Origin of the sequence: Microbacterium sp. NPDC080005 (assembly GCF_040702445.1) — a bacterium.
GTDB lineage: Bacteria > Actinomycetota > Actinomycetes > Actinomycetales > Microbacteriaceae > Microbacterium > Microbacterium oleivorans_D.
Genome location: NZ_JBFBLD010000001.1, coordinates 1,084,292 through 1,108,873 on the forward strand (window position 1 = coordinate 1,084,292; position 24,582 = coordinate 1,108,873).

The 24,582-nt window shown below is 69.8% G+C and carries 21 protein-coding genes; 10 read left to right on the forward strand and 11 right to left on the reverse strand.

Annotation, left to right across the window (positions count from 1 at the left end):
- Positions 1 to 50 precede the first annotated feature (50 nt).
- Entirely contained in the window at positions 51 to 755 is a 705-nt protein-coding gene (locus AB0259_RS05265; protein WP_366220244.1) for a dihydrofolate reductase family protein, read from the forward strand.
- Here the strand turns inward: AB0259_RS05265 and AB0259_RS05270 are convergent.
- Positions 727 to 1,947 (reverse strand): alpha/beta fold hydrolase, encoded by a 1,221-nt coding sequence (locus AB0259_RS05270; protein ID WP_251580716.1) that lies wholly within the window; start codon positions 1,945 to 1,947, stop codon positions 727 to 729. The two genes, AB0259_RS05265 and AB0259_RS05270, sit on opposite strands and share 29 nt — an antisense overlap.
- 25 nt (positions 1,948 to 1,972) lie before the next feature.
- Between AB0259_RS05270 and AB0259_RS05275 the strand changes: the two genes are divergently transcribed.
- The 4 genes from AB0259_RS05275 to AB0259_RS05290 all read left to right on the forward strand — a co-directional run bounded on the left by AB0259_RS05275 (position 1,973) and on the right by AB0259_RS05290 (position 7,174).
- Positions 1,973 to 2,554, forward strand: a complete 582-nt coding sequence (locus AB0259_RS05275) for a DUF3000 domain-containing protein (protein WP_251580715.1) — start codon at positions 1,973 to 1,975, stop codon at positions 2,552 to 2,554.
- Positions 2,547 to 3,743, forward strand: a complete 1,197-nt coding sequence (locus AB0259_RS05280; protein WP_366220241.1) for a ribonuclease D — start codon at positions 2,547 to 2,549, stop codon at positions 3,741 to 3,743. The genes AB0259_RS05275 and AB0259_RS05280 overlap by 8 nt, the downstream gene beginning before the upstream one ends.
- 72 nt (positions 3,744 to 3,815) lie before the next feature.
- Complete coding sequence (locus tag AB0259_RS05285) at positions 3,816 to 5,021, forward strand: thiolase family protein (protein ID WP_366220239.1); 1,206 nt, start codon at positions 3,816 to 3,818, stop codon at positions 5,019 to 5,021.
- An 11-nt stretch (positions 5,022 to 5,032) separates the two neighbouring features.
- Entirely contained in the window at positions 5,033 to 7,174 is a 2,142-nt protein-coding gene (locus tag AB0259_RS05290; protein WP_251580712.1) for a 3-hydroxyacyl-CoA dehydrogenase NAD-binding domain-containing protein, read from the forward strand.
- 54 nt (positions 7,175 to 7,228) lie between these two features.
- On the opposite strand, the gene pepN is transcribed toward AB0259_RS05290, so the two are convergent.
- The 7 genes from pepN to dut form a co-directional block, all read right to left on the reverse strand.
- Complete coding sequence (pepN, locus tag AB0259_RS05295; protein WP_366220238.1) at positions 7,229 to 9,751, reverse strand: aminopeptidase N; 2,523 nt, start codon at positions 9,749 to 9,751, stop codon at positions 7,229 to 7,231.
- A 28-nt stretch (positions 9,752 to 9,779) separates the two neighbouring features.
- Positions 9,780 to 11,747: a 1-deoxy-D-xylulose-5-phosphate synthase gene (dxs, locus tag AB0259_RS05300; protein ID WP_251580710.1), complete on the reverse strand. Its 1,968-nt coding sequence runs from the start codon at positions 11,745 to 11,747 to the stop codon at positions 9,780 to 9,782.
- A gap of 74 nt (positions 11,748 to 11,821) precedes the next feature.
- On the reverse strand, positions 11,822 to 14,686 hold the full coding sequence (locus AB0259_RS05305; protein WP_366220236.1) for an aconitate hydratase: 2,865 nt from the start codon (positions 14,684 to 14,686) through the stop codon (positions 11,822 to 11,824).
- Between the two features lie 151 nt (positions 14,687 to 14,837).
- Positions 14,838 to 15,476, reverse strand: coding sequence for an LON peptidase substrate-binding domain-containing protein (locus AB0259_RS05310; RefSeq protein ID WP_366220234.1), 639 nt, complete (start codon positions 15,474 to 15,476; stop codon positions 14,838 to 14,840).
- Positions 15,477 to 15,518: 42 nt separating this feature from the next.
- Entirely contained in the window at positions 15,519 to 16,298 is a 780-nt protein-coding gene (locus tag AB0259_RS05315) for a DUF3159 domain-containing protein (protein ID WP_366220233.1), read from the reverse strand.
- Positions 16,295 to 16,879 carry a DUF3710 domain-containing protein gene (locus AB0259_RS05320; protein ID WP_366220231.1) on the reverse strand — a complete coding sequence of 195 codons (585 nt, stop codon included), beginning with the start codon at positions 16,877 to 16,879 and terminating at the stop codon, positions 16,295 to 16,297. The genes AB0259_RS05315 and AB0259_RS05320 overlap by 4 nt, the downstream gene beginning before the upstream one ends.
- Positions 16,876 to 17,325 (reverse strand): dUTP diphosphatase, encoded by a 450-nt coding sequence (gene dut, locus AB0259_RS05325; RefSeq protein ID WP_251580706.1) that lies wholly within the window; start codon positions 17,323 to 17,325, stop codon positions 16,876 to 16,878. The genes AB0259_RS05320 and dut overlap by 4 nt, the downstream gene beginning before the upstream one ends.
- Positions 17,326 to 17,337: 12 nt before the next feature.
- Here dut and AB0259_RS05330 point away from each other — a divergent pair, with 12 nt between their 5' ends.
- On the forward strand, positions 17,338 to 17,808 hold the full coding sequence (locus AB0259_RS05330; protein WP_251580705.1) for a DUF3093 domain-containing protein: 471 nt from the start codon (positions 17,338 to 17,340) through the stop codon (positions 17,806 to 17,808).
- Positions 17,809 to 17,819: 11 nt separating this feature from the next.
- Here AB0259_RS05330 and AB0259_RS05335 read toward each other — a convergent pair whose 3' ends face one another.
- Complete coding sequence (locus tag AB0259_RS05335) at positions 17,820 to 18,113, reverse strand: DUF4193 domain-containing protein (protein ID WP_366220230.1); 294 nt, start codon at positions 18,111 to 18,113, stop codon at positions 17,820 to 17,822.
- A 218-nt stretch (positions 18,114 to 18,331) separates the two neighbouring features.
- On the opposite strand from AB0259_RS05335, the gene sepH reads away from it, so the two are divergent.
- Positions 18,332 to 19,357 carry a septation protein SepH gene (gene sepH, locus AB0259_RS05340; protein WP_251580704.1) on the forward strand — a complete coding sequence of 342 codons (1,026 nt, stop codon included), beginning with the start codon at positions 18,332 to 18,334 and terminating at the stop codon, positions 19,355 to 19,357.
- Positions 19,358 to 19,360: 3 nt separating this feature from the next.
- Here the strand turns inward: sepH and AB0259_RS05345 are convergent, their stop codons facing one another.
- Positions 19,361 to 20,491, reverse strand: coding sequence for a nucleotide pyrophosphatase/phosphodiesterase family protein (locus AB0259_RS05345; RefSeq protein WP_366220228.1), 1,131 nt, complete (start codon positions 20,489 to 20,491; stop codon positions 19,361 to 19,363).
- 86 nt (positions 20,492 to 20,577) lie between these two features.
- On the opposite strand from AB0259_RS05345, the gene AB0259_RS05350 reads away from it, so the two are divergent.
- Genes AB0259_RS05350 through AB0259_RS05360 form a run of 3 tightly spaced genes read left to right on the forward strand, consistent with a single transcriptional unit; the run spans position 20,578 to position 24,314 of the window.
- Positions 20,578 to 23,031, forward strand: a complete 2,454-nt coding sequence (locus AB0259_RS05350; RefSeq protein WP_366220227.1) for a DNA topoisomerase IV subunit A — start codon at positions 20,578 to 20,580, stop codon at positions 23,029 to 23,031.
- A gap of 30 nt (positions 23,032 to 23,061) precedes the next feature.
- Entirely contained in the window at positions 23,062 to 23,649 is a 588-nt protein-coding gene (locus AB0259_RS05355; protein WP_366220225.1) for an SRPBCC family protein, read from the forward strand.
- Complete coding sequence (locus tag AB0259_RS05360) at positions 23,646 to 24,314, forward strand: DUF4166 domain-containing protein (RefSeq protein WP_366220223.1); 669 nt, start codon at positions 23,646 to 23,648, stop codon at positions 24,312 to 24,314. The genes AB0259_RS05355 and AB0259_RS05360 overlap by 4 nt, the downstream gene beginning before the upstream one ends.
- A 1-nt stretch (position 24,315) precedes the next feature.
- On the opposite strand, the gene AB0259_RS05365 is transcribed toward AB0259_RS05360, so the two are convergent.
- Positions 24,316 to 24,564, reverse strand: coding sequence for a DUF4287 domain-containing protein (locus tag AB0259_RS05365; protein WP_366220222.1), 249 nt, complete (start codon positions 24,562 to 24,564; stop codon positions 24,316 to 24,318).
- Positions 24,565 to 24,582 lie beyond the last annotated feature (18 nt).

Below are 24,582 nucleotides of genomic sequence, written 5' to 3' on the forward strand. Positions count from 1 at the left end.
TCGCCGCGCAGAGCCCCTTCGCTGCGCGTGCGCCGTGCGAGGATGGCCGCGTGTGGCTGACCGAGGTGGTGCCGTCGACCGGCGAACGAGTGGATGCCTCGACCCCCGAAGGACGTGCGTGGCTCGCCGAGCGCTACGCGCCCGCGGGCGAGGAGTGGGTCCGGCTGAACATGATCACCTCGCTCACGGGGTCCGCGGTCGGGCCCGACGGCACGAGTGACACGCTGACGAACCGCGCCGATCGCACCATCCTCGGCGTGATCCGCACCGGCGCCGACGCCGTCGTCGTCGGTGCCCAGACGGTGCGCGCAGAGGGATACCTCCTTCCGAGGCGCTCCCGCCTCGTGATCGTCTCGCGCTCGGGTGATCTCGACGGCCATCGCGTCGAGCCCGCCGCCGACGGCCCGGACGATCAGGTGATCCTCGTCCTCCCGACCGGCGCCGCCGCTCCTCCGCCCGTCCGCGGTGTCACGATCATGCACGTCGACCCCGAGGGTGAGCGGATGAGGGTGGACGTGATCCTCGCCGCGCTGGAGGATCGTGGCATCCGCCGAATCGTGTGCGAGGGCGGCCCTTCGCTCGCCGCACAGTTCGCCGCCGCGGACGTCATCGACGAGTACTGCGTGACCGCGGCGCCGCGCCTCGTGCCGAGTGCCGGCCCGTTCCTCCCCGTCACCCGTGCCGTCGACACGACGCCCGCGGGCGTGCTCGTCGACGAGGACGGATTCAGCTACCTGCGCCTGCGTCGCCGGTGAGCCCCTGCGCGGTCAGCCAATCTCGGATGTCCGAGGTCCACCGCTCTTCGTCGTAGTTCCAGAGCTTCGTGTGGCGAGCTCCCTCGAACTCGTCGAGCGTGACGAGGTCCGGGCGTCGATCCCGCAGAGCGCGGGACGCATCCGGCGGGACGAAGTCGTCCCCGGAACTGTGGAGGATGAGCATCGGTGCCACCAGTTCGTCGGCGCGGGTCAGGACGTCCAGCCGGCCCCACGGGATCGGATCTGCGGCCCCGGTCAGGGTAGAGGCCCATGGCCGGGTCAGCGCAGCGAGGGCCAGGCGCGTGAGCGGTCGCGGGATGCGGGTGAGGTCCGCATGATGCGTCAGTACGCGACGCCAGTCCACGACGGGTGAGTCGAGGATGACACCGACGATGAGGTCGCGATGGGCGGAGCCCACGGCCAACTGCAGGGCGATCGCCCCGCCCATCGACCAGCCCATGAGCACGATCCGCCGGGCGCCCGCGCGGCGCGCGTACCCGATGGCGCGATCCACGTCCCGCCACTCGGTGGCTCCGAGGGCCGAACTCCCTCCGCGGCTGCGAGGCGCGTCCGCGTCGTTGCGATACGAGGTGAGGATCGAGGTGATCCCCGCGGCGTGGAGGACCGGAACGGCCCGCAGCGTCTCCGCACGCGTCGTCCCCCGGCCGTGGATGTGTACCGCCCAGACGTCGCTCGGGTCATCCGCGGGGAAGAGCCATGCGGGGCACGGACCGAGCGAGGTGGTGATCGCGACATGCTCGAACGGCAGGTGCAGTTCTGCAGGGTCGGAGAAGTACCACCCGCTGAACGTCGCCGCCGCGTCCAGGCGATCCGACGCGTCGATCTCCGTCAGCAGTTTGCGGGTGACCGTCTCGGGCCCGGCCGTCAGAACGGTCCCGAGCTTGATGTAGCTCTGGGTCCCGGTCGTGAACAGGCCGTAGCGGCCCGGCAGGGCTGTGTCGTCCGAACGCGAGAGGGTGATCGTCTGCGCTGCGACGTCAACGTCGAGGAGCGTGGTGTCCGGCACGCGAGCCGACAGTGTCACGACGCGTCGCGCGACGCGTCCGGCGAGCAGCGCGAACAGTCCTGACGCGCTCACGAAGGCCGTCGCGAGTGCGACGATGATGCTCCGTGCCGCGACCAGAGACCCCGGCCGGGCCGCGTCGGGGACGGCGCGCCTGGAAGCCTTCATGGTGCCCTCACTCTAGTCTGTCGCCGTGACCGAATCCCCGACCGGGACGCCGGAGTTCCTTGCCGTGAGTGACGCCCTTCGCGCCCTGCGCTTTCGAGAGGACTTCGTGGTGCGCGAGATCGCCGCACCGTCGTCGCTCGCCCCTGAGGCGATCGCCTTCGCGGGCGACGTGCGACCGGACGACGACGGCGAATCCCCTTTCGGGACGGGTCGCATCGTCATCCTGCACGATGAGGAGGAACCGGATGCCTGGGGCGGCGCGTGGCGCATCGTCTGCTTCGCTCAGGCCCCCCTCGAACCGGAGATCGGCACCGATCCCCTCCTGGCCGACGTAGCCTGGTCATGGCTGGTCGACGCCCTGGCCGCACGTGGAGCGACGTTCCATGCGGCATCCGGTACAGCGACCAAGACACTCTCCAAGGGTTTCGGGACGCTGGCCGCGGAGGGTGACGGCGCGCAGATCGAGCTCCGCGCATCGTGGTCCCCCGACGGCGACCCGACCAGTCATATGGACGCCTGGGGCGAGCTGGTCTGCATGTTGGCAGGGCTCCCCCCGGGCTCGGAGAACATCGCCGTGTTCGGCGGACACCGGAGTACACGTGGCTGAATACGAGGTCATCGCCGATAAGGATGCGGCGGCGGCCGCAGCGTCGCGCCTGGCGGCGGGTCACGGGCCCGTCGCGGTCGACGTCGAGCGGGCATCCGGTTTCCGGTATTCGCAGCGCGCCTACCTCATCCAGGTGTTCCGACGCGGGAGCGAGGTGTTCCTCTTCGATCCGCCCGCCATCGGCGATCTCTCCGCCCTGCAGGCGGCGATCGGTGACGAGGAGTGGGTCCTCCACGCCGCCAGCCAGGATCTGCCCTCGCTCCGCGAGGCAGGCCTCGAGCCTCCTCGCATCTTCGACACCGAACTCGCCGCACGCCTCCTGGGTCACGACCGGGTCGGTCTCGGTGCCGTCGTGGAGGACACGCTGGGGATCACCCTCGCGAAAGCGCACTCCGCGGCCGACTGGTCCACCCGCCCGCTCCCCCAGGGCTGGCTCGAGTACGCCGCTCTCGACGTGCTGCACCTCATCGACGTCCGCGACGCGCTCGCGACCGAGCTCGAGGAGCAGGGCAAGACCGCTTTCGCCGCGGAGGAGTTCGAAGCGGTCCGCACCAGAGCCCCCAAGCCGCCACGCGAGGAGCCCTGGCGTCGCCTCAGCGGACTCCACACCGTGCGCGGCCGCCGCGCGCTCGCCGTCGCCCGTGCCTTGTGGTCTGCACGCGAGGAGTTCGCCCGCGACGAAGACGTCTCCCCGGGCCGCCTCGTCCCCGACCGATCACTGGTCGCGGCCGTCATCGCGGATCCGGCCACGAAGCAGGACCTCGCTCGCGTGAAGGAGTTCACCGGACGAGCGAGCCGGAGCCAGCTCGACCGCTGGTGGGCGGCCATCGAGGCCGGTCGCAGCGATCCGGCACTGCCTGCCGAGCGCGGTCCCGGTGATGGGATGCCGCCCCCTCGCGCCTGGGCTGATCGCAACCCCGCCGCGGACGCCCGGCTGAAGGCCGCGCGTCCCCTCGTGGAGGCACGCGCGGAGGAGTTGCGCATGCCGACGGAGAACCTGCTCACCCCCGACCTGCTCCGCCGCGTCGCCTGGCACCCTCCCGCGGAAATCACCGCCGAGACCATCGGCGACGCCCTGCGGGAGCTCGGTGCTCGTCCGTGGCAGATTGCACAGACCGCACAGGCGATCGCCACGGCCTTTGTTGATTCCGTGCAGGCGCCCGACGCGGCATCCGAGAGCGCTTCGTAGGTTCGACCCAACCGATTTTCGCGGTCTCGCGGCCTCCTTAGGCTGGGTGGGAACCCAATCATTGGAGGCAGTGTGGCCGAGCTTTCGGACGTCTATTTCGTCGACGGAATGCGCACCCCGTTCGGGCGTGCCGGCGAAAAGGGCATGTATTGGAACACGCGCGCCGACGACCTCGCCGTCAAGGCGACGATCGGCCTCATGGAGCGGAACCGCGACGTTCCGGCGGACCGCGTCGACGACGTCGCGATCGCCGCGACGAGCCAGACCGGAGAACAGGGCTTGACGCTCGGCCGTTCGGTCGCGATTCTCGCCGGACTCCCGCAGACGGTGCCCGGCTTCGCCATCGACCGGATGTGCGCGGGCGCGATGACAAGCGTGACGACGATGGCCGGTGCCATCGGTGTCGGGATGTACGACATCGCGCTCGCGGGCGGCGTCGAGCACATGGGGCACTATCCCATCGGGGGCAATGCCGACCCCAACCCGCGATTCGTCGCCGAGCGGATGGTCGACCCGGGCGCCCTCAACATGGGCGTGACGGCGGAGCGCATCTTCGACCGGTTCCCGCAGCTCACCAAGGAGCGCTCCGACCGGTTCGGCATGCTGAGCCAGCACAAGGCCCAGGCCGCCTACGAGGACGGCAAGTTCCAGCCCGACCTCGTCCCCGTGGCGGTGAAGGATGCCGACGGCGCCTGGGGCCTCGCGACCGAGGACGAGGGTCGTCGCCCGCAGACGACCATGGCGGACCTCGCCGCCCTCAAGACGCCGTTCCGTCCGCACGGCCGCGTGACAGCCGGCACATCCTCTCCGCTCACCGACGGCGCGACGATGTCGCTCCTCGCCGGCGGCGGCGCAGTCAAGGAGCTCGGCCTCACCCCGAAGATGCGGATGGTCTCGTTCGCCTTCGCGGGAGTGCAGCCCGAGATCATGGGCATCGGCCCCATCCCTTCGACCGAGAAGGCGCTGAAGAAGGCGGGGCTCTCGATCGACGACATCGGCCTGTTCGAGCTGAACGAGGCGTTCGCTGTGCAGGTCATCTCGCTCCTCGACCACTTCGGCATCGCCGACGACGATCCGCGGGTGAATCCCTGGGGTGGCGCGATCGCGCTCGGACATCCGCTCGCGGCATCGGGTGTCCGTCTGATGATCCAGCTGGCGGCGCACTTCGCCGAGCGTCCCGACGTGCGCTACGGGCTCACCGCCATGTGCGTGGGCCTGGGGCAGGGCGGCTCGGTGATCTGGGAGAACCCGCACTACAACGGCAAGAAGAAGAAGTGAGGCAGCCGACGATGACGAACTACGACCAGATCGACTTCTCGCCCCTGCTCGCCCTGTCGGACAGCGAGGTCGTGACGCACTCGCCCGTCCGCGACGTCACGCTCGGCAGCGGCAAGGTGCTCGCCCTCGTCACCCTCGACAACGGCCGGGACCACACTCGCCCCAACACGCTGGGACCCGCCACGCTCACCGAGCTCGGCGCAACCCTCGACACCCTGGCGACACGCGCGGCCGCCGGCGAGATCGCCGCGGTCGGCATCACCGGCAAGCAGTACATCCTCGCTGCCGGAGCGGATCTCAGCGAGGTCAGCAATGTGGGGTCGGTGGAGAACGCGCGCCTCATCGCGCAGCTCGGTCACCACGTCCTCGGCAAGCTGTCCGATCTCGGTGTGCCGTCGTTCGCATTCGTGAACGGGCTCGCCCTCGGCGGCGGGCTCGAGATCGCACTCAACTCGACGTATCGGACGGTGGATGCCTCCGCCGCGGCGATCGCACTTCCCGAGGTCTTCCTCGGCATCATCCCCGGCTGGGGTGGCGCCTACCTGCTCCCGAACCTCATCGGCATCGAGAACGCCCTCGAGGTGGTGGTCTCCAACCCGCTCAAGCAGAACCGGGTTCTCAAGCCGCAGCAGGCCTACGACCTCGGCATCATGGACGCGATCTTCCCCGCATCGAATTACCTCGAGGCGTCCCTGCGCTGGGCCGATGACGTCCTGACGGGCGCCGTCAAGGTGGAACGGAAGAACGCGCCGGGCAAGATCGAACGACTCACGAAGTGGCCCATCGCGATCAAGGTCGCACGAGGCATGCTCGAGTCCAAGATCGGGACTGTGCCCCGCTCCCCCTACGTGGCGCTCGAACTGCTCGACAAGGCCAAGAGCGGGACCAAGGCGGAGGGGTTCGCGCGTGAGGACGAGGCTCTCGCCCAGCTCGTCACGGGCGATCAGTTCGCGGCATCCATGTACGCGTTCGATCTCGTGCAGAAGCGAGCGAAGCGGCCGGTCGGCGCGCCCGACAAGGCGCTCGCGAAGAGGGTGACCAAGGTGGGCATCATCGGCGCGGGCCTCATGGCGAGCCAGTTCGCGCTCCTGTTCGTCCGGAAGCTGCAGGTGCCCGTCCTCATCACCGACCTCGATCAGGCGCGTGTCGACAAGGGTGTGGCGTACATCCACGAGGAGATCGGCAAGCTCGAGTCCAAGGGGCGGCTCGACGGCGACACCGCCAACAAGCTGCGCTCCCTCGTGACCGGGACGACGGACAAGTCGCAGTACGCGGACTGCGACTTCGTCATCGAGGCCGTCTTCGAGGAGGTCGGCGTCAAGCAGGCCGTCTTCGCCGAGATCGAGGCGGTGGTGGCTGAGGACGCCATCCTCGCCACGAACACCTCGTCGCTCTCGGTCGAGGAGATCGGGGCGAAGCTCGCGCACCCCGAGCGGCTCGTCGGCTTCCACTTCTTCAACCCGGTCGCGGTCATGCCGCTCATCGAGGTCGTGAAGACGCCGACGACGTCGGATGCCGCACTGTCGACGGCCTTCGTCGTCGCCAAGGGCCTCGGCAAGAACGCCGTCCTCACGGCGGACGCCCCGGGATTCGTCGTGAACCGTCTGCTCGCCAAGGTCATGGGCGAGGCGGCGCGCGCCGTGTACGAGGGGACACCGGTGGTCGATGTCGAGAGGGCCTTCGCTCCGCTCGGGCTGCCGATGGGGCCGTTCCAGCTCATCGACCTCGTGGGCTGGAAAGTCGCCGCGCACGTGCAGGACACGATGGTCCGCGCGTTCCCCGACCGGTTCTACGCGAACGAGAACTTCCATGAGCTCGCCGCGCTGGACGAGGTCGTCGAGAAGGACAAGGGCGGCCGGGTCACCGGCTTCACCAAGGCTGCCGAGAAGGTCGCGAAGAAGGCGACCGGCTCGACGCCGACCCCCGGCGACGAGATCCTCCGCCGCGTGCAGGACGGTCTCGCGCACGAGATCAAGCTCATGCTGGACGAGGGCGTGGTGCCCGAGGTCGAGGACATCGACCTGTGTCTCATCCTGGGTGCCGGCTGGCCCTTCATCGACGGCGGAGCCACCCCGTACCTCGACCGGGAGGGCGCCAGCGACCGGGTGTTCGGCGACACGTTCCACCACCCTCCGATCCGCGGCATCGCCTGATCGAGCGCGCATGACGACGGCCCCGGGGTGCTTCCCCGGGGCCGTCGTCGGGTGTCACCGCTGCTCGAGCTCCGACTGCGCGGCGCGGACTCGCAGATCCCGTTCCAAGTGGTCGCGCTGCTCGATCACGATCCGACGCAGCGACCCCGGCGCGTCGGGATGGGCGTCGAGCCAGGCGTCGACGCGCGCCGTGTCCTCAGCGGCGGGGAACAGACCGCGCACGAGTCGAGCGGCGATCTCGATGCTCCGCGACCGCCACACCGGCAGGATGCGGGCGAAGTAGTCGTCGTCGAACCCACCGATGAACAGCCGGCTCTCACCGGCACGGACGCCGCGGATGGTGGCATCCAGGTGATCGTTCGTCAGGGTCTCGTCGTCCCACGCCGCGAGCCACCCGTTGTGACGAACGGATGCCTCCGGGCGGGCCGCGAGGGCTGCGAGGCGCGCCGTCCGGCCGGAGGAGGTGACGTCCCGAGTCGCCTCCGCCTCGATCTTCGCCGCATCGAGACGTCCCCCCGCGGCGAGACCGAACACCCACCCCCACCGGAGCTCGGGATCCAGTGATAGACCCTCCGGCGGCGCGGCCTCGCCGTCGAGGATCGCCGTCATCCGGTCGGCGCACCCGTTCGACAGCTCGGCGGCCACACCGACGGCACGTGCCCAGATCAGCTGCGCGTCCGAGCCGGGAGCCGCGGCATCCATCGCGGTCCAGGCGGTGTCGAGCCAGGCGTCCGCGGCTGAGGCACGCACCCCGGCCGGGAGGTAGTGGCGGATCGCGAAGGCCGCGTGAGCGAGGACGTCCGCGAGCAGAGCGGGGTGCGACTCGTCGGGCGCGTGCCGGGTCGCGATGGCGAGATAGGCGGATGCCGAGAGATCCCCGTCCCGGGCGGCGTTCCACAGCGCCGCCCACACGACACCGCGGGCGACGGCGTCCGGCATGGTCGACAGGCCCTCGCGGACGGCGCCCAGCGAACGATCGTCGAGCCGCACCTTCGCGTACGACCGGTCGTCGACGTTCGCCACGACCAGCGCCGTGTCGGGCAGGACGGGGGCGCTCACGAGCGTCCGCTCCTCGAACAGATCGACCGCGACATCGCCGCGCGCGACGAGGCGGCCGGCCTCGGGATCCCAGAGCCCGACACGGACGGCGTGGGGCCGCGCGACGTCCTGCGTGATCGCGAGAGGTCCTCGCTCGACCGTGAGGGTGGGCAGGCCGGTGGTCTCGAGCCAGGCCGCGCTCCACGACCGGAGATCGCGGCCCGAGGCGTCCTCCAGCGCTTCGAGCAGGTCCTCGAGCGTCGTGTTGCCGTAGGCGTGACTCGCGAAGTACCGCTGCGCACCGCGGAAGAACGCCTCCTCGCCGACGAACCCCACGAGCTGCTTCAGGACCGATGCCCCCTTCGCATACGTGATGCCGTCGAAGTTGAGCTTGGCCGCTTCGAGGTCGGGGATGTCGGCGACGATCGGATGCGTCGTCGGCAGCTGGTCCTGCACGTAGGCCCACCCCTTCCGCCGGCTCGCGAAGGTCACCCAGGCATCCGGGAACAGACCGGTCGCGACGTTCGCGTGCGTTCCCATGAAGTCGGCGAACGACTCCTTCAGCCACAGGTCGTCCCACCACCGCATGGTCACGAGGTCGCCGAACCACATGTGCGCCATCTCGTGCAGGATCGTGTTCGACCGGGCCTCGTGCTGCGCCGCGGTGGCGGCGCCCCGGAAGACGTAGGCCTCGGTGAACGTGACGAGGCCCGGGTTCTCCATCGCGCCCAGGTTGTACTCGGGCACGAAGATCTGGTCGTACTTGCCCCACGGATAGTCCTGATCGAACGCCGTCGTGAAGAAGCCGAGTCCGCGGCGGGTGATGTCGAGGATCTCCTCGCCGTCGAGATGCTCCGCGAGCGAGGCGCGACAGAGCACGCCGAGCTCGACGCTCTGCCGCTCGCCGCGCCAGACCCCGTCCACGCGGTGGTAGGGCCCCACCGCGATGGCGGTGACATAGCTCGACAGCGGCGGCGTCGCGCGGAACGAGACCCGCACACCGCCGTCGACCTCTTCCCGGGACGTCTCCGCACCGCCGGAGAGGACGACATCGTCGCCCGCGGCGGTGACGTGGAAGGTCCACCGCGCTTTGAGGTCGGGCTGCTCGAAACACGGGTACACACGCCGGCTGTCCGCCGGCTCGTACTGTGTGTACAGGTAGACGGCGTCGTCGACCGGGTCGGTGAAGCGGTGCAGTCCCTCCCCGGAGCGGCTGTAGCGGCCGCGCGCACGGATCCGCACGACATTGCTGCCGGCGAGCCCCGTGAGCCGGATGCGGGCGCCATCCCACTCGACCTCGCGCGCCTCACCGTTGACCTCGACCTCGTCCACCGAGAGCCCGAGGAAGTCGACCCAGGTCTCCGTGGCCGTGGCGCCGAAGCGGAGCACGCTCTGGGTGACGAAGTCCTCGCGTGCCGCGTCGATGGCCGAGCGCACGTCGAGGTCGACCTCGATCGTGTCGAGCGTGATGACGGATGCCCGCGCCGCGGCATCCTCTCGACTCAGGTTCTCATCGCCAGGATGCTGCGGTGTCTGCATCCCTCCATGCTGTCACGCAGCGACGGGGTCAGTCCGAGCCCGCGTCGGCGGGGCCGCGCAGTTCGACGTCCTGCGAGGACCACACCGCGTCATCGCTCGACTGCCGGGCGATCGGCACGCGGGTGCCGAGGACCTGCGCGACCACGTCCTGCGCGATCTTCGGTGCCGTGAGCCCCGCATCCGCGAGGATCTGCTCCCGGCTGGCGTGGTCGATGAACTCGTCGGGCAGCCCGAGCTCGTCGACGGCCGTCGACACACCCGCTTCTCGCAACACCTGGCGCACACGCGTCCCCACCCCGCCGACGCGGATGCCGTCCTCGATCGTGATCACGAGTCGGTGGGACGCCGCCAGGTCGACGATCGCCGGCCGGATGGGCACAGCCCAGCGCGGATCGACCACTGTGGACCCGATGCCCTGGGCGCGCAGCCGCTCGGCGACCTCGACGGCGAGATGCGCCATGGGGCCGATCCCGACGAGCAGCACGTCCTCCGCGCCGCTGCGGTAGAGCACGTCCGTCCCGTCCTCCAGACGCTCGATCGCCTCCAGCGCGTCGGGGACGGACCCCTTCGGGAACCGCACGACCGTCGGGGCGTCCTCGACCGCGATCGCCTCGTCGAACAGCTCGCGCAGGCGTTCGCCGTCGCGCGGAGCCGCGAGGCGGATACCGGGAACCAGCTGGAGCATTGCAAGATCCCAGATGCCGTGGTGGCTCGGCCCGTCGGGGCCCGTGACGCCCGACCGATCGAGGACGAACGTGACACCCGCCTTGTGGAGGGCGACGTCCATCATGACCTGGTCGAAGGCGCGATTCATGAAGGTCGCATAGATGGCGACGACGGGGTGCAGGCCCCCGAAGGCGAGGCCGGCCGCCGACGTGACGGCGTGCTGTTCGGCGATGCCGACGTCGTAGACCCGGTCGGGGAACCGTTGGGCGAACGGCTGCAACCCCGTGGGTCGCAGCATGGCCGCGGTCATCGCGATGATGTCCTCGCGCCGGTCGCCCGCGTCGACGAGGGCGTCCGCGAAGACGTCCGTCCAGGCGACGGCATCCGAGGTTCCGATCGGCTCCCCTGTGACGGGGTCGATCTTGCCCACAGCGTGGAACTGGTCGGCCTCGTCCCGTCGCGCAGGCTCGAAGCCACGTCCCTTGTCGGTGATCGCGTGGACGATGACCGGGGCGCCGTACTCCTTCGCGAGCCGGAGCGTCTCCTCCATCGCATCGAGGTCGTGCCCGTCCACCGGGCCGAGATACTTGATGTCGAGGTTGGAGTAGAGCGCGATGTTGTTGGTGAACCGCGACAGGAATCCGTGCGTCCCGCCTCGGACGCCGCGGTAGACGGCGCGTCCGATCGGGCCGAACAGTCGCGAGACGTGCGCGGAGCTGCGGCGCAGCGTCTGGTAGCTGTCCGCGGTACGGACGCGGTTGAGGTAGCGGGCCATGCCGCCGATCGTCGGCGCGTACGACCGGCCGTTGTCGTTGACGACGATGACGAGGTTGCGGTCGTTGTCGTCGGAGATGTTGTTGAGCGCCTCCCACGTCATGCCGCCGGTGAGCGAGCCGTCGCCGACGACCGCGACGACGTGGCGGTCCTTGCGGCCCGTACGGGTGAGTGCCCGGGAGACGCCGTCCGCCCAGCTCAGCGAGCTCGAGGCGTGGGAGGACTCGACGACGTCGTGCGGGCTCTCCGACCGCTGCGGGTACCCGGCCAGGCCGCCGCGCGAGCGGAGCTTCGAGAAGTCCTGACGGCCCGTCAGCAGCTTGTGGACGTAGGACTGATGCCCGGTGTCGAAGATGATCGGGTCGTTCGGCGAGTCGAACACCCGGTGCAGCGCGATCGTCAGCTCGACGACGCCGAGGTTCGGTCCGAGGTGCCCGCCGGTGCGCGAGACGTTCTCGACGAGAAAGGTCCGGATCTCGTCAGCCAGGACGTGCAGCTCCTCGCTCGAGAATCGGTCGAGGTCACGCGGCCCGGTAATTCCCTCGAGAAGACTCATGTCGAGAGTCTACGTGGCGCTACGCGAGAGGACCCCGACTCCACGCGGAGCCGGGGTCCTCTTGACAACGGGCGTCAGACGAGCGAGCGCAGCACGTACTGCAGGATGCCGCCGTTGCGGTAGTAGTCCGCCTCACCGGGGGTGTCGATGCGCACGACCGCGTCGAACTCGACGGTCTCCTTGCCCTCGGGCGAGAACTCGCTGGGCTCCGCGACGACCTTGACCGTCTTCGGGGTGACACCCTCGTTCAGCTGCTCGAGGCCGGTGATCGACACGATCTCGGTCCCGTCGAGGCCGAGCGAGGCCCAGCTCTCCCCGGCGGGGAACTGGAGCGGGACGACACCCATGCCGATCAAATTCGACCGGTGGATCCGCTCGAAGCTCTCGGTGATGACCGCCTTGACGCCCAGCAGGCTCGTGCCCTTGGCCGCCCAGTCACGCGACGACCCCGAGCCGTACTCCTTGCCGCCGAAGACGACGAGCGGGGTGCCCTGCGCCTGGTAGTTCTGGCTCGCGTCGTAGATGTAGGACTGCGGGCCGCCGGGCTGCGTGAAGTCGCGCGTGAACCCGCCCTCGACGACCTTGCCGTCGTTGACCGCCGCCACGATCTCGTTCTTGAGCCGGATGTTGGCGAACGTCCCGCGAATCATGACCTCGTGGTTCCCGCGGCGCGAGCCGTAGGAGTTGAAGTCCTTCTGGGCGACGCCGTGCTCGGTGAGGTACTGCGCGGCGGGGGTGCCCGCCTTGATGTTCCCGGCCGGGCTGATGTGGTCGGTGGTGACCGAGTCGCCGAGGGTCGCCATCACGCGCGCACCCGAGATGTCGGTGACGGGGGCCGGGGTGCGCTCCATGCCGTCGAAGTACGGCGCCTTGCGGACGTACGTCGAGTCCTCGTCCCATTCGAAGACGGGCCCGGTCGGCGTCGGGAGGTTCTTCCAGCGCTCGTCGCCGTCGAAGACGGTCGAGTACTGCTTGATGAACTGCTCGCGCGAGATCGAGTGGTCGATGACTTCCTGGACCTCGTCGGGCGAGGGCCAGATGTCCTTCAGGAACACGTCGTCGCCGTTCGCGTCCTTGCCGAGCGCATCGGTCTCGAAGTCGAAGTTCATCGAGCCGGCGAGGGCGTAAGCGACGACCAGCGGCGGCGACGCGAGGTAGTTCATCTTCACGTCGGGGCTGATGCGGCCCTCGAAGTTGCGGTTGCCCGAGAGGACCGCGGTGACCGCGAGGTCGTTCTCGTTGATGGCCGCCGAGACCTCGTCGATGAGCGGACCGGAGTTGCCGATGCAGATCGTGCAGCCGTACCCGACGGTGTAGAAGTCGAGGGCCTCGAGCGCCTTGTCGAGGCCGGACTTCTCGTAGTAGTCGGTGACGACCTTCGAGCCCGGGCCGAGCGTGGTCTTCACCCAGGGCTTGCGCTTCAGGCCCTTGTCGGTCGCCTTCTTCGCGAGAAGGCCCGCGGCGATCATGACCGACGGGTTCGACGTGTTCGTGCACGACGTGATGGCGGCGAGTGTCACCGCGCCGTTGTCGAGCATGTAGGACTGCCCATCGGGCGTCGTGACCTTGACCGGCTTGGATGCCGCGTGGCGCGGGCCGCTCGAGATCATCGAGGGCACGTGCTCGTGCTCGTGCTGGTGCGAGACACCCTCGGCCGACACCGTCTCGTGCTCGACACCGGGAGCGGTGCCCGGGTCGGACGCCGGGAACGTTCCCTCGATCTCGACGGAGTCCTCCTCGGCGGCATCCGCGTAATTGAGGATGTCCTTCTCGAACTGGTTCTTCGCCTCGGACAACAGGATGCGGTCCTGCGGACGCTTCGGCCCGGCGATGGAGGGGACGACGGTGGAGAGGTCGAGCTCCATGAACTCGCTGAAGCTGAGGTCGCGGGCCGGGTCGTGCCAGAGCGACTGCGCCTTCGCGTAGGCCTCGACGAGGGCGACGGTCTGCTCGTCGCGGCCAGTGAGGCGCAGGTAGTCCAGCGTGACGTCGTCTACGGGGAACATCGCTGCCGTCGAGCCGAACTCGGGGCTCATGTTGCCGATCGTGGCGCGGTTGGCGAGCGGCACCTGGGCGACGCCCTCGCCGTAGAACTCGACGAACTTGCCGACGACACCGTGCTTGCGGAGCATGTCCGTGATGGTGAGGACGACGTCGGTCGCGGTCACGCCCGCGGGGATCTCACCGGTCAGCTTGAAGCCGACCACGCGAGGAATGAGCATGGAGACGGGCTGGCCGAGCATGGCGGCCTCGGCCTCGATCCCGCCGACGCCCCAGCCGAGCACTCCCAGACCGTTCACCATCGTGGTGTGCGAGTCGGTGCCGACGCAGGTGTCGGGGTAGGCGCGCAGAACGCCGTCGACGGTGCGGTCGTAGACCACCTTGGCGAGGTGCTCGATGTTGACCTGGTGGACGATGCCGGTGCCCGGCGGGACGACCTTGAAGTCATCGAAAGCCGTCTGGCCCCAGCGCAGGAACTGGTAGCGCTCACCGTTGCGCTCGTACTCGATCTCGACGTTGCGCTCGAGGGCGTTCTCGCTGCCGAAGAGGTCGGCGATGACGGAGTGGTCGATGACCATCTCGGCCGGCGACAGCGGGTTGATCTTGTTGGGGTCGCCGCCGAGGGCCGTGACCGCCTCGCGCATGGTCGCGAGGTCGACGATGCAGGGGACACCCGTGAAGTCCTGCATCACGACGCGTGCGGGTGTGAACTGGATCTCGGTGTTCGGCTCCGCGTCGGGCTGCCAGTTGCCGAGAGCCTCGATCTGCTCCTTGGTGACGTTGGCACCGTCCTCGGTGCGCAGCAGGTTCTCGAGGAGGATCTTGAGGCTGTACGGAAGCTTCTCGTAGCCGGGAACGGTGTCGATGCGGAAGATCTCGTAGTCGGTGTCGCCGACCGTGAGTGTGCTCTTCGCACCGAAGCTGTCAACAGTGGACACGTGTGCTCTCCTTCGTCGGCGGGCGCGGCGTGAGCCGGCCCTCCCATCTTCGCCCCGCCCGGTCCCGGCGGCTAGTGAGGTCTGCCTTACCGCCGCGGGCGAAATTTATCTTGATATCAAGATACCTCACCGAGGCGCCGAACGCGTGTTCTCAGGCCTCGTCGTCATCCGTGTCGGCATCCGCGGCTCGGGCGATGAGGACCGGCTCCTCGTCCAGGCACATCTGTCGCAGCATCCCGATCAGTCCCTCGAGAGTGGTCGCGCCCAGCAGGCGGAAACGGTCGTACTCCCCCAGCGGTGCCATGGCGGCGAGCTGCCAGGTCGAGGCGACGGGGTCGTCGGCGAGTTCGGCATCCGGATCCCACCGAGCCTCGTCGAGGACCGACGCCAAGGTCGCGACCCGGCGGACGATGCGCTCGACCTCCCGCCGCAGCGGAAGCAGCGCGTCGTCCCACTCCAGCGGCGGTACGGGCGACAGATCGGCGATCGGATGCGGGTCGTCGTCGCCCCACCGGTCCACGGCGACGCGCTCGTCGCCTACCGCGATGACGAAGAGGTCTGCGGCCCCCGCCTCGACACGGACGATGCGCGCCATCGTCCCGAGCATGGCCCGCTCGTCGCCGCCGCCGGCTTCAAAGCCGCGCTCGATGAGGACGACGCCGAACGAAGGGTCCTCTGCGTCGAGGAGCCGGCCGATCATCGTCAAGTACCTCGGCTCGAAGACCCGCAGCGCGAGCGGCGTGTGCGGAAAGAGCACACTGCCGAGCGGGAACATCGGGACCGCGTCCATGGGCTCAGTCAACCAGGCCCTGGGCCCGAACGGGGCGGTTCCTCAGCTCTCGTCGAGCCGGGTACCGCGGGGCGGGTACAGGGCGCGCACGGCGAGCCACGTGACGGCGACCATGGGTGCGAACAGCGGCAGGCCCATGATGAGCTTCAGCGTTCCCAGCGCAGCCACCTCGCCCGCCAGGTACAGCGGCAGTTGCACGGCGAGCCGGGCGTAGAACAGCGCCGCCCAGGCGATCGTGAGCCAGAAGAAGGCGCGCCGCTTGCGGCGGTCGGCGCGCCACGCGGTTCCCTCGTTCATGAGGAAGCCCACGGCGAGGCCGATGAGGGACCAGCCGATGAGCGCGGACACCAGCAGGCCCGTGCCGTACGCGGCGTTGGTGATCAGCCCGGGGACGAAATTATCCTCGCCCCGGCCGGTGAACAGCGCCAGAGCGGCGGCGACACCGGTCGCGACCAGACCGCCGAAGGCGGCTGCCGCGGGCGACCGTTGGACGAGCCGGATGATCGTGAAGACGGCTGCGAGCCCGACCGACGCCACGAGGGAGAGCACCAGGTCCTGGCCGGTGATGGTGAAGAGGACGACGAACACGAGGCCGGGGAGGACGGACTCGGCGATCCCGCGCCAGCCGCCCATCGCCCGCCATACGACGTGCCCCGTCGTCGCATCCTCCGCCGGATCCAGGCCGGCACGCTTGGCCGCACCGCCCAGCGCCTGTCCGAGCAGTTCTGATGCCGTTGGGGAGTCGGACGCCGCCGGTGGCACCAGGTCGGGGCGCTCTGCCGAAGGGTCCTCGGCTCCGGCGCGGTCCTGCGGGGTCGTCATGCGCTGCCGGGCGAGGCGGGCATCTTCAGCGGGATGAGGTCGCGCGGCGGCATGGGCGTCGCGCCCCGCACCACCACGATCGACCGGAAGAGGTCCTCGACCTGCGCGGCGGCGTCGATGTCGCTCGCTGCGGCACCCCCGATCACTCCGCGCAGGAACCAGCGGGGGCCGTCGACGCCGACGAATCGCGCGAGACGCTTGCCCGCGGCGCCGTCGGCGCCGGCCACGGGGACCTCCGCGAGCAGTTCGGGACCGAGCGGCCCCTCGCGCTCCTCCACGCGACCGCCCTGCTGACGGATCTGCTGGCGGATCTGCTCGCGGGTCTCCTCCCAGAGACCGCTCGAGCGAGGTGCCGCGAAGGGCTGGACCTGCAGCGTCGAACCGGCGTAATCGAGGCCGACGGCGACGATGCGCTTGGTCTGCTCCTCGACCTCGAGCCGGAGGTTGAGCCCCTCTCGGGGCAGCACCTTCACCCCGCCGAGATCGATGTAGGGACGGACGGGGTTGGCTTCCGCCTCGTCGAAGGGACCGTTGCTGGCACGATCGCTCGGTGCCGACTTGGGTGCGAGCTCGTCGCTCATGCGGAGTGTCCTGTCGTGTAGCCGGTGGATCCGAATCCCCCGTCACCGCGCACGCTGTCGGGAAGCGTGTCGACGGGGAGGAAGGTCGCCCGCGAGACGGGCATGACGATGAGCTGCGCGATGCGGTCGCCGGGGGCGACGTCGAAGGCCTCGGCGGCATCCGTGTTCAAGAGCGTCACCTTGATCTCGCCCCGGTAACCGGCGTCCACCGTCCCCGGGGAGTTGACCACGGTGATGCCGTGCTTGGCCGCCAACCCGCTGCGCGGCACGACGAAGGCGACGTAGCCGTCGGGCAGGGCGATGCGCACACCGGTGCCGATCAGGGCGCGCTGTCCGGGGGCGAGTCGTACCTGCTCCGTCGCGACGAGGTCGGCGCCGGCGTCGCCCGGGTGCGCGTAGACGGGAACCTGAGCCGAGATAATGGGAACGTCCACGGTATCCATCACCCCCCGAGGCTAATGCACAACATCGACCGCACCGCTCCGCCCTCCTATCGTGAGCGGCTGAGCCCGTCGTTGTGGCTCCTGGTCAGCGCTGCCGTGTGCGCGCCGATGGCCGCCGTGGCCTTCTCCCCCATCGACACGACACTCGCGCTCGTGGTCGGTCTGGCCGTCGGTGTCGGACTCGTCTCGGCCCTCATCGTCGCCGCCCCGGTCGTGTCCGTCAGCGAAGGGGAGCTGCGCGTCGGACGCGCCCACATCCCGGTGGACGAGCTCGGCGAGCCCGAGATCCTCGCCGGCGAGGCGGCCCGCTCGGCACGCGGCGGCGAACTGCGACGCGACGACTGGCACCTGCTCCGCGGCGGCATCGACGGCGTCGTCCGGGTTCCGGTCACAGACGACGACGACCCCACCGCACGCTGGGTGTTCTCGTCCCGCACACCCGAGCGGGTGGCGGCGATGATCACCCGCGCACAGCGGGGTCGCTGATATCGGGCGGCTCAGGCCGCGCACTCGGTGCAGATGGCACCCATCGAGGTCTGGTGGTCGATCTGGGTGCGGTGCTTCACCAGGAAGCACTCGACACACGTGAACTCGTCCTCCTGCGGAGGCAGGACGACGACGTCGAGGTCGACATCGGAGAGGTCGGCACCGGGCAGTTCGAAACCGCTCGGGTTGTCGGAGTCCTCGACGTCGACCGAGCCGGACATCTTGTCCGGGACGCGTTCCTTGAGAGCCTCGATCGACTCGCTGTCGTCTTCGGTCTTGCGGGGGGCGTCGTAATCCGTGGCCATTCGGGAACGTCTCAACTTTCGGGTGTTGCAGTGGGGTGCGGCCCGTTCGGGCGGCCATAGTTTGCATCACGCACCGGTGAATCGCAAATGGGCCGCCGGGTCGCCGCCGCCTTTCGGAGGGGCCTCACCGCAAACTCGCGGCACGCCCCGGATATTCCCGTCGCCGGGCCCCCTCCGTGACACCATGGGCGCACACGCTGGATCTGGAGGACGTCCGCATGGAACAGCTCAAAGTGATCGGCACCGAGGACGGTCGCCTCATGCTCGCGACCGACGCCGGCGACCGGTTCTCGCTCGCCGTCGACGAGGCGCTGCGCACGCAGTTGCGCCGCCTGCAGCGCGACGCGGAGCCCCGCCTCGCGCGCCCCAATCCCCGCGACATCCAGGCGCACATCCGGGCCGGCATGTCGGCGGAGGACGTCGCGCAGCTCCTCGGCGTCCGCGTCGAGGACGTCCAGCGCTTCGAGGGCCCCGTCCTCGCGGAGCGCGAGCACATCGTGGGCCAGGCCCTCGCCGTCACCGTCCTGATCGGAGGTGAGCTCGATCCCGGCGCGCAGCCCACCTTCGGCAACGCGGTCCGCGCGAAGCTGACCGAGGCGGGTGCCACGGGCGAGCGCTGGACGAGCTGGAAGGACCAGAACGGCTGGACGGTCAAGCTCGAGTTCACCGTGGGCGAGGTGGAGCACGACGCACGGTGGTCGTTCGACCCGCGCCGCTCGTCGCTCGCACCGCAGAACTCCGACGCGAGCCAGCTCTCCCGCCAGGGATCCCTCCCGGAGGGCCTCATCCCGCGTCTGCGCGCTCTCGACACCAGCCCGCAGAAGGACGCCACACGGTTCGACAGCGAGTCCTTCGGTCCTCGCGGTGTCGTCACATCCGACACCTCCGCAGATCCCGCTGATGACCGGGCGGCCTCGTCCCCGGCAGTCCAGCAGGCGGCGATCAAGCGCGCCCCGGACGCTCCCGTGACGTCGGCCGAGACCGCCGATCTCCTGGAGGCGTTGCGTCGCCGGCGCGGACAGCGCGAACCGATGCCGAGCGAGCAGACCGAACAGAGGTCGTCGACCCCGGTCGCTCTCTTCGACACGTTCGAGACCACGGAGGACGCCGCTCCGGCCGACCCCGCTCCCGCAGAGCCCGAGGCGTCGCCCGAGGCACCGGCGGAGCAGACCCGCCGTCGCGGACGCACCTCGATGCCCTCCTGGGATGAGATCGTCTTCGGCGCCCGCACCGAGGACGGCTGAGCTTCAGGCGAACGCGCCCAAACGCACCAGCGGGACGACGCGTTCCTGATCGGTCAGTGAGCCGTGCTGCCCGATCATGCCCTGCGGCCTCTTGTCGCTCTCCCGGTCGTCGTAGTAGGCGACGGTGGCCCGCGCCGCGACGAGGACGTCCCCGATCCGCGGGAGCACCTCGGGGTCCACGATCTCACCGAAGAGCCCTGCAGCGACCGCTTCGTCGCGTGACACCACCCACGATCTGCCGGCCTCGGCTTCCCGCCACCGGCGCAGCACATCGGCGGCCCGCCCGTCTTCCGTGTACAGATGCAGCATCCGCGGTTCGCCGCCGACGATCCGGACGTCCGCCACGAGAGGACTGCCGTCCTGCAGGAGCAGGTGCCGGTGCCGAGGCACGTCGACGATGCCGTGGTCGGCGGTCACCACCGCGCCGGCGTGGGAGCCGATCGCCTCGTCGAGTCGTCGGGCCGCGGCATCCACCGTCTCGAGTCCCGCCGACCACTCGTCGCTCTCCCATCCGCGGGCGTGAGCGATGGTGTCGAGCTCCGGGATGTAGGTGTACACCAGTGCCCCCGGATGCTGCAGGGCGAGGTCTGCGGAACGTTCCATCCGGTCCGCGATCGTCGGTGCGCCCACGAACTCGGCGCCGCGCTGCAGCGCATGGGTGAACCCGGTCGCGGCGTACCGCGGCGACGAGACGACGAAGCACGGCCTCCCCGCCGCCGTCTCGCGTTCGAGGATCGGAGCACTCCGCTGCCAGGTCAGCGGGTCGAGACCGTCGCTCTCCCACCCCTTCAGCTGGTTCGGCGCCACGTCGGTTCCCGGGACCCGAACGCGATAGCCGACCAGACCATGGCGGCCGGGTGACTCCCCCGTGAGAAGACTCGTCAGCGCCGCCGCCGTGGTCGCAGGGAAGACGGTGCGGGCGGCATCCTTCTTCGTCATCCGCCCTGCGAGGAAGCGCGCGTACCCGGCGCGGGCGGTGAGGTTCGCCCGGCCCAGTCCGTCGACCATCACGACGATCGCCGATCTGGCCGGCGTGAACCAGTCGCCACGACCCTGCAACGACGCCAGGATCTGCGGCACGACACCGGTGAGGCTCCGGGCCGACGGCGGGTCCGCGGGTAGGCTGGCAGTCATCCGGGTCAGTCTCCCACACGGTGCTCAGACGCCGTCCCGACCCCTGGCAGCATCACCGCAGCATCTCCCGAGGACCGATCGAGGCCATGGCATCGCGTACGCCCCCACCCCCGCCCGCCGCTGAACGCATCGAGGACGTCGACCTCGCCGACGAGATGCAGGGCTCGTTCCTGGAGTACGCCTACTCGGTCATCTACTCGCGCGCGCTGCCGGATGCGCGCGACGGCCTCAAGCCGGTACAGCGCCGCATCCTGTTCCAGATGTCCGAGATGGGGCTGCGGCCTGATCGCGGGCACGTGAAGAGCGCCCGCGTCGTCGGCGACGTCATGGGGAAACTCCACCCGCACGGCGACTCCGCCATCTATGACGCCCTCGTCCGCCTCGCTCAGGACTTCGCGCTGCGGGTTCCGCTCGTCGACGGCCACGGCAACTTCGGCTCACTCGACGACGGACCGGCGGCGGCGCGGTACACCGAGGTCCGACTCGCGGCATCCGCTCTCGCACTCACGGAGAACCTCGACGAGGACGTCGTCGACTTCATCCCCAACTACGACGGACAGTTCCAGCAGCCCGAGGTGCTGTCCGCGGCCTTCCCGAACCTGTTGGTGAACGGCGCGACCGGCATCGCTGTCGGCATGGCGACGAACATGGCGCCCCACAACCTCATCGAGGTCGTGTCCGCCGCCATCCACCTGCTCGAGCACCCGGACGCCACTCTCGATGAGCTCATGGAGTTCGTGCCTGGACCCGACCTGCCCGGCGGTGGCGTCATCGTCGGACTCGACGGCATCAAAGAGGCCTACGAGACCGGGAGGGGTTCGTTCCGCACGCGGGCGAAGACGTCCATCGAGTCCCTCGGTCCGCGTCGCACCGGCATCGTCGTCACCGAACTCCCGTACATGGTCGGGCCGGAGCGCGTCATGGAGAAGATCCGCGACGCCGTCACCGCGAAGAAGCTGACCGGCATCTCCGACCTCACCGATCTGACCGATCGCAACAACGGACTGCGTCTGGTCATCGGCGTCAAGACGGGGTTCGACCCGAACGCCGTGCTCGAGCAGCTCTACCGTCTGACGCCGCTCGAGGACTCCTTCGGCATCAACAACGTCGCCCTCGTCGCCGGGCAGCCGCAGACGCTCGGGCTCAAGGACCTCCTCCGGGTGTACCTCGACCATCGCATCCAGGTCGTCACACGCCGGAGCCGGTACCGCCTGGCCCGCAAGCAGGAACGCCTGCACCTCGTGGAGGGCCTCCTCATCGCGATCCTCGACATCGACGAGGTCATCCAGGTCATCCGGACGTCGGACGACAGCGACCAGGCGCGGACGCGACTCATGGACGTCTTCGACCTGTCGCAGCCGCAGGCCGAGTACATCCTCGAGCTCCGCCTGCGCCGGCTGACGAAGTTCTCGCGCGTCGAGCTCGAGAGCGAGCGCGACACCCTGAAAGCCGACATCGCCGCGCTCGAGGAGCTGCTGGCCAGCGATGTGCTGCTGCGTCGCCAGGTCGCCGAGGAGTTGGATGCCGCGGCTGACGCCTTCGGCACGCCGCGGCGCACGCTGCTGATGAACGGCGGTCCGGTCGCGCCGCGCGGTCGCGCCGCCGCGCCCACCGACCTCCAGATCGCCGACGCACCGTGCCGTGTCTTCCTGTCCGCGACGGGCCGCATGGTCCGCGCCGAGCTCGTGCCCGATGTGCCGGGAGGGGGCATCGTTCCTCCCGCCCGACGCTCGAAGCACGACGCCATCCGCTGCGCGGTGGATGCGACGACGCGCGGCGATCTCGGCGCGGTGACGACCGCGGGCCGCCTGGTGCGGTTCACGCCCGTCGATCTCCCCTCCGTCCCGGCGAACTCGGTGCAGCTCGCGGCGGGCACGCGCGCCGACCAGTACCTGAGCCTCAGCGCGAACGAGCACGTCGTGGCGATCGTCCCGCTCACGGGCGACGCGCCGATCGCGCTGGGCACCGCCCACGGTGTCGTGAAGCGGGTCGCCGCGACGGAGCTGCCGGCGGGCAAGCCGGACGTGGAGATCATCGCGCTCAAGCCCGGCGACACGGTGGTGGGCGCCGCTCTCGCGGCGGACGACGTCGAGCTCGTCTTCGTCGCGAGCGACGCGCAGCTGCTCCGTTTCGACGCCACCGCCGTGCGCCCGCAGGGACGCTCGGCCGGTGGCATGGCCGGGATCCGGCTCTCGGAGGGCGCCCGCGTGATCGCTTTCACCGCGGTCACCGCGTCGGAGGACACCGTCGTCGCGACCGTCGCGGGCTCGACCGCCGCGCTGCCGGGCACCGATGCCGGGTCTGCCAAGGTCTCGGCCTTCAGCGAGTTCCCCGCGAAGGGACGCGCGACGGGCGGTGTGCGCGCACAGCGCTTTCTCCGCGGCGAGGACTCGCTGATGCTCGCCTGGATCGGCGGTGCACCTCGCGCCGTGGGTGCCGACGGCGCCGTGCGCCAGCTGCCGGACCCCGGCGCGAAACGCGACGCGTCGGGACAGACCCTCGATGCGGTCATCGGCGCCATCGGCACCGCGGTGTCCTGAGAGCCGCAGATGCGTCGGCGCGGCATTCACGTGGAGATCGACATCGCGGCGCCCATGGAGCGCATCTGGACGCTGACGCAGGACACCGATCTGCACCCGCGATGGGACGTGCGGTTCTCGCGCATCACCCCCACCGAGACGGATGCCTCCGGAGCGAGACGGTTCACCTACGAGCGCGCGACTCCGCTCCACACCGTCCGCGGGACGGGTATCAGCCTCGGCGAGCGGCGGCGGCCCGACGGCTCCCGCACGTCAGCCCTGCGTTTCTCCACACGCGACCGGCTCTCCCCGATTCGTGGTGGCCGCGGGTACTGGCGCTACCTCCCCCTCCCCGACGGCCGCGTCCGCTTCGTCACGGGATACGACTACGACGCGGGCTGGGGACTCCTCGACATCCTCGTGCGTCCGCTCATCGGCTGGGCGACCGCGTGGAGCTTCGACCGCCTGCGCATCTGGGCCGAGACGGGAGTGCCGCCGGAGCGTTGGCCCCTTCGAACGGTCTTCGCCTGGAGCCGTTCGGACCGGCCGCGTGCGGCACGCTGCGGTCGTCGGCCGGCCGGGCGACACGCTCTCGACGGCGCACCCGCGACCCTCGCCACCCTGCGGGATCCGTCATGACCTCGCTCTTCCGCACTGCCATGGGCGACGGGTTCGACCGCCTGCACCCCCAGCTGCAGCGCCGCTTCGACATCGGTGTGACGAACGCCGAGGCCTGCGTGGGTCGCGGCGTGATGACCGAGATCAGGCGCGGGCCGTGGTGGACGGTGCCGTTCCTGCAGATCGGGCGACTCCGCAACATCCTCGTCCCGGACGTGGGATCGGATGTGCCTTTCACCATCGCGAACTATCCCTATGTCGATCCCTTCGGACGGGAGACCGTCACGTTCGTCCGCCACTACCGGGTCGGTGCAAGAGACCGCCGCTTCGACGCGACGATGGTGGCGGGTCCTCAGGGGATCGTCGACTACCTGGGCACGCATCAGCACCTCGCCGTCGACCTCGACGTGACCGCGGAGCCCGACGGGTCGTTGCTCCTGCGCAGTGGCGCGCAACGTTTCTACGAAGGCCCCATCGCCTTCCGCTTCCCGATGCTCTTCAGCGGCCGCGCGACGCTCCGGGAGCGGTTCGACGAGTCCGATGGCCGCTTCCACGTCGACCTTCGCGTCATCAACGACCGCTTCGGCTTCCTCTTCGGCTACCGCGGCTCGTTCACGTGTGAGTGGGTGCCGGCTTCCGATGCCCCGGCTCATCTCAAGCCGCGACGGCACGAGCGGCGTCTGTGACTCAGGCCTTCAGCTTGGCCTTGACGTAGGCGACGATCGCATTGGCGTGGCCGTGACCCAGCCCGTGCTCGTCCTTGAGAAGACCGACCGCCTCCATGTGGGTCTTCGTGTCGAGCGCGTCCGCTGCGATGTCCAACCAGTGCTGGACAGGCTGTCCGTAGGTCTTCTCGATGCTCGGGAAGTAGGACGCCGGACCCTTCGGCTTCTCGCCTGCGGCGATCACGGGCGCGACGACACGGTGGGAGCTCATGCGCCCACGCTATTGCCG